Source organism: Chryseobacterium sp. 2TAF14 (assembly GCF_052115105.1).
GTDB lineage: Bacteria > Bacteroidota > Bacteroidia > Flavobacteriales > Weeksellaceae > Chryseobacterium.
Genome location: NZ_JBFRGA010000195.1, coordinates 1 through 4,962, shown reverse-complemented (window position 1 = coordinate 4,962; position 4,962 = coordinate 1). Strand labels below are relative to the sequence as shown.

General features: G+C 35.7%; 5 protein-coding genes and 1 pseudogene. 1 reads left to right on the top strand and 5 read right to left on the bottom strand.

What is annotated here, in order from left to right; genetic code table 11:
• The first annotated feature begins 262 nt into the window (after positions 1-262).
• Positions 263-1,261 carry a tRNA dihydrouridine synthase DusB gene (gene dusB / locus AB4Y90_RS15505; protein WP_441558469.1) on the top strand — a complete coding sequence of 333 codons (999 nt, stop codon included), beginning with the start codon at positions 263-265 and terminating at the stop codon, positions 1,259-1,261.
• 51 nt (positions 1,262-1,312) lie between these two features.
• On the opposite strand, the gene deoC is transcribed toward dusB, so the two are convergent.
• The 5 genes and pseudogenes from deoC to AB4Y90_RS15480 form a co-directional block, all read right to left on the bottom strand.
• A complete protein-coding gene (gene deoC, locus AB4Y90_RS15500) occupies positions 1,313-2,059 on the bottom strand; it encodes a deoxyribose-phosphate aldolase (protein ID WP_441558467.1) in 747 nt (248 codons plus the stop codon).
• Entirely contained in the window at positions 2,056-2,529 is a 474-nt protein-coding gene (locus AB4Y90_RS15495) for an Lrp/AsnC ligand binding domain-containing protein (RefSeq protein ID WP_441558465.1), read from the bottom strand. Before AB4Y90_RS15495 ends, deoC begins: the two co-directional genes overlap by 4 nt.
• Positions 2,530-2,551: 22 nt before the next feature.
• Positions 2,552-3,487, bottom strand: a complete 936-nt coding sequence (locus tag AB4Y90_RS15490) for an endonuclease/exonuclease/phosphatase family protein (RefSeq protein WP_441558463.1) — start codon at positions 3,485-3,487, stop codon at positions 2,552-2,554.
• Between the two features lie 283 nt (positions 3,488-3,770).
• On the bottom strand, positions 3,771-4,445 hold the full coding sequence (gene trmD, locus AB4Y90_RS15485) for a tRNA (guanosine(37)-N1)-methyltransferase TrmD (RefSeq protein ID WP_441558462.1): 675 nt from the start codon (positions 4,443-4,445) through the stop codon (positions 3,771-3,773).
• Positions 4,442-4,962 (bottom strand): annotated as a pseudogene (locus AB4Y90_RS15480) (NAD(P)/FAD-dependent oxidoreductase); the annotation flags it as partial. The pseudogene AB4Y90_RS15480 and the gene trmD, both read right to left, overlap by 4 nt.

Here is a 4,962-nt window from a genome sequence, read left to right as displayed (position 1 = left end):
ACCGGAATCAAAGGTGGGTTTTTTAATTATAGAGATACTTTTTAGCCCGGATAGAAGCGGTTACCCCGGAACTTGCGTGGGAGAGTTGGAGGGGGAGAGGATGGAAAAGCCTGGCGTGAGGAGTAGTAGCGGATAGCCGGAATTAGCTCCTGAAAATTATATGTATTATGCTCAATTTTCCTTGACTGTATAAATATTTTAAGAATCACCGTAATAGATATTATTAAATTGTTTAAAGTTTAGAAATTCGTAAATTTGCACCATGATTAAGATAGGCAATATAGAACTGCCGGAATTTCCGCTTTTGCTGGCTCCGATGGAAGATGTTAGTGACCCACCATTCAGACGACTTTGTAAAATGCATGGAGCAGATTTAATGTATTCAGAATTTATTTCTTCTGAAGGATTAATTCGTGATGCAATTAAAAGCAGAAAAAAACTGGATATTTTCGATTATGAAAGACCTGTAGGAATTCAGATTTTTGGTGGCGATGAAGAAGCAATGGCAATGTCTGCAAGAATTGTGGAAACGGTAAATCCTGATCTGGTAGATATCAATTTTGGATGTCCTGTAAAAAAAGTGGTTTGCAAAGGAGCCGGAGCAGGTGTTCTGAAAGATGTTGACATGATGGTACGTCTTACAAAAGCTGTTGTAAGCTCTACTAGCCTTCCTGTGACGGTGAAAACCCGTTTAGGATGGGACAGCAATTCAATCAACATCGACGAAGTTGCCGAACGTCTTCAGGAAACTGGAATTAAAGCCTTAACAATCCATGCGAGAACGCGCGGACAAATGTACAAAGGCGAAGCAGACTGGGAACATATTTCGAGAATTAAGCAAAATCCTAATATTGAGATTCCGATTTTTGGAAACGGTGATATTGATTCTCCGGAAAAAGCTTTGGCTTATAAACAAAAATATGCCTGCGACGGAATTATGATCGGGCGTGCTGCAATTGGTTATCCGTGGATTTTCAATGAAATAAAGCATTTCTTTAAAACGGGTGAAAATTTACCCGCTCCTACAATTTCAGACCGTTTGCTTGCAGTTCGTCAGCATGCTGAATGGAGTGCCGAATGGAAAGGTGAAAAACTGGGCTTAATAGAAATGAGACAGCATTACAGCAATTATTTCCGCGGGATTCCGCACTTTAAAGATTTCAGGAGAAAATTCCTGGAAGTATTTACTTTGGAAGAAATGGATGCCGTAATTCAGGAAACTCAGGAGTTTTACGCAGAATATCAGGCTCAACAAGTATAAAAATAAAACCCGCCAGATTTTGACGGGTTTATTTTTTAGATTTTGATTTATTTAATAACCTTCAGAAGATGATTCGTTTTTAATAAGAGCCAGAGCTGAAGATGTACCGATTCGTTTCACACCTAATTTAATCATCTTTTCTGCATCTTCGGGAGATCTTACTCCACCCGCTGCTTTTACGGGAAGTTTACCAGCATTATCAAGCATTATTTTGATTCCTTCGAAGGTTGCTCCGTTTGGTTTTCCGTTCTCTGTCTGATAAAAACCTGTGGAAGATTTAACGAAAATGTTTTTTAAATCTTTTTCATCAAAATTTTCTTCAGCCCAAGTTGAAATATTTTTCGTAAGATTTGCAATTTGTGGGTCTGTCAACGCCGCAATCTCAATAATCCATTTGGCGATTTTTTGATGTTGAATACACAGTTGTGTACATCTTAAAAATTCATCTCTTACAAGCTCGAGGTCTCCTTTAAGGTATGCTTCATAGTTTATTACGAAATCCAGTTCATCTGCTCCGTCACTGATCGCTTTTGTTGCCTCACTGAGCTTTTCATCAACAGAATACGTTCCTTCATGAAAGCCGATTACAGTTCCTACAACTACATCAGAATTTTTTTCATTTAAAAAATTTTTAATTTCAGCGACATAGTCGGGACGGATCATTACTGCAAAAATGTGATGATCTATTGCTTCCTGAGCTAAATTTTTTACTTTCTGCAACGTTTCCTGCTGAGAAATTCCGGACTGTTGCGAAGTTTTTAAATACGTTGAATCTAAATATCGGGCAATGTTAATCATACTTTCAGTTGTCTTGAAATACTTTGTTCCAAAGATATGAAAGTTTCAGTTCTGGTAACGCCTTTCAGCTTTTGAAGTTTACTTAAAATCTGCATTAAGTGGTCGTTGTCTTTGCACAACACTTTGATAAAGATGGTGTAATTTCCTGTCGTGTAATGCGCTTCTACAACCTCATTCACTTCTTTCAAAGACTTTACTACTTCATTGTAATGACTTGGCTGGTCTAAAAATATCCCGATGTATGATACTACTTTATATCCTATTTTCCGAGGATTTAAAAAGGATATGGAGTTTTCAATAACTCCTGCCTGTTCAAGTTTTTTTATTCTTTGATGTACAGCAGTGGTAGAAATCCCTACTTGTTTAGATATGTACGCCAAAGAACTTTTAGAATTGTCCATCAGCATATAAATAATTTCTTTGTCTAGCTGATCTAATTGATAGCTTGCATTATCGTCTGTGTTTTTCATCTTAATATTTTGTTTCTTTAAGTCAATTTTTTATAAAAGCCACTAAAACCGGAAAATGGTCGCTAAAACCACCAAGATATCTTGTTCCGGCATAGGTTCTGAAAGGCCTGCCTTCAAAACCTCTGTTTCTGGTACTCATACTTTCAGGATTAAAAACCTTTGCCTCCTGAAAAGATAATGCCGCATCAGCTTTAAAAAAAGAATCTGACAGCATAATCTGGTCAAACAATAATCCGGATTTATAATGAAAAGTAGAATACTTTTTAGATGAAAACAGCTTTTGAAAAGGGTTGTGCAAGACCTTTTTCTGCGTATTGTCGTAAAGAATCTTTATCAAATTTTCATCATCCGGGTTTTGGTTAAAATCACCGCATAAAATAACATGTTCCTGATCTTTATTTATGATATTCAAAATTCTGTTATGAATCTCATTCATAATAAAGTTTCTTTTGGGCTGATTAATATCTTTTTCCCTCTTCGATGGAAGATGAGCTACAAAAACATTCAGTATTTCTTCCCTGAATTTTACTTTTGTAAAGAGTACATCCCTTGTCGTGTCATAATTATCGGGTCTGTTGTCCGCAATTTCAAAAAAGAAAGTAATAGCTTCAGAATCTATGATCTCAACTTTAGATTTGTCATATAGCAGAGCAACATCTACCTTTCGCTCATCCAGAGAATTGTAATGCACAATTCCGTATTGTGAGCTGAACGGATCAAGTTTTACCAGATCTTCCAACACTTTTTTTCCGGAAATTTCACACAGACCGATAAGAGCTGGTAAAACCCCGTTTTCTTCCTTCATCAAGCGAAAAACATGTGCAATTTTTGAAAGCTTTATTCTGTATTTTCTGTCATCCCAGTTTCGCAATCCTGATTTTGTAGGATCAAGTTTATGAATCTGCGGTGGATCGGGCAAAAATAAATTTTCAACATTGTAAAAAGCAAAAAGCTCCATCAACATATTTTTCTAATTGTAACAAAAATTTAAATTAAACTTATCATTAAATATATCAAATTTTTGCTTCTTAAAAAAACTCAAATGAAATTAATTTCCAAAATCTTAATATTATTTTCGAAATGATAAATAATTTTCAAATTTACATTATAAATTTTAAACGAAAATAGGTATGATTTAATAAAAAATAATCCATTAAAATGTGGCATAAATGGAATGAAAAGTCGTTACGAGCTATTAAAAATGTAAAATTTTAAACAAAAACTATTTATTGCATAAGTTTTTATTCTAAAAGATCAGGACGTTTTTCTGCGGTTATTTTTACAGCCTGTTCGTGTCTCCATTCTTCTATTTTGGCAAAATTTCCGCTTAAAAGAATTTTAGGAACTTCCAATCCTTTGTAAGATTCGGGTCTTGTATAAATCGGGGGTGAAAGCAAATCGTCCTGAAAACTATCTGTTAAAGCGCTTTGCTCATCATTCAAAACTCCGGGAACAAGACGGATGATAGAATCTGCCAAAACACAGGCCGCCAATTCACCACCGGTTAAAACAAAATCTCCGATAGAAATTTCTTTGGTAATGTGAAGATCTCTTACACGCTGATCTATCCCTTTGTAATGACCGCACAAAAAAATCAGATTGTTTTTAATCGATAAAGTATTGGCTATTTTCTGGTTTAACGTTTCACCATCGGGCGTTAAATAAATGATCTCATCGTACTGTCTCTGAGATTTAAGCTCAGAAATGCATTTATCTAAAGGCTCGATCATCATTACCATTCCGGCGCCGCCTCCGTAAGGCTCGTCATCAATCTGGCGGTGTTTGTTGAGAGACCAGTCTCTCAACTGATGAAAATGTACTTCTACAATACCTTTATCAACTGCTCTTTTCAAAATAGAAGTTTGAAACGGACTCTCCATTAATTCTGGAAGCACGCTTATAATGTCAATTCTCATTGCTGCGTATTATTTTTTTGAGATGGCGAAATAATCAAACGTAGAGAAGAATCTTTATTGAAATAGCTCCACATCCAGTTAAAAAATATCGCCAGTTTATTTCGGACGCTCAAAATAAGCATTAAATGTAAGAACATCCAAAAATACCAGGCTAAAAATCCCTGAAATTTTATAAATGGCAGATCTACAACGGCTCTGTGTTTTCCGATTGTGGCTAATGAACCCTGATCTTTATACTCATATTCTATCCATTCGTTTTTATTTTTCCTTAAAAAGTTTTTGCCTAAATTTTTTGCCTGATTAATGGCAACATTAGCAACCTGAGGATGACCTTGAGGATATTTCGGAGTTTCCATGTAGGCAATGTCTCCAACAGCGTAAATATTTTCGTAGCCTTTTACTTTATTGAAGCGATCAACAAAGCCTTTTACTTTATTGAAGCGATCAACAATGTATCGGTTTCTGATTAAATTTTCGGAAGGAAACCCGTCAATCACATTTCCTGTAACTCCTGCAG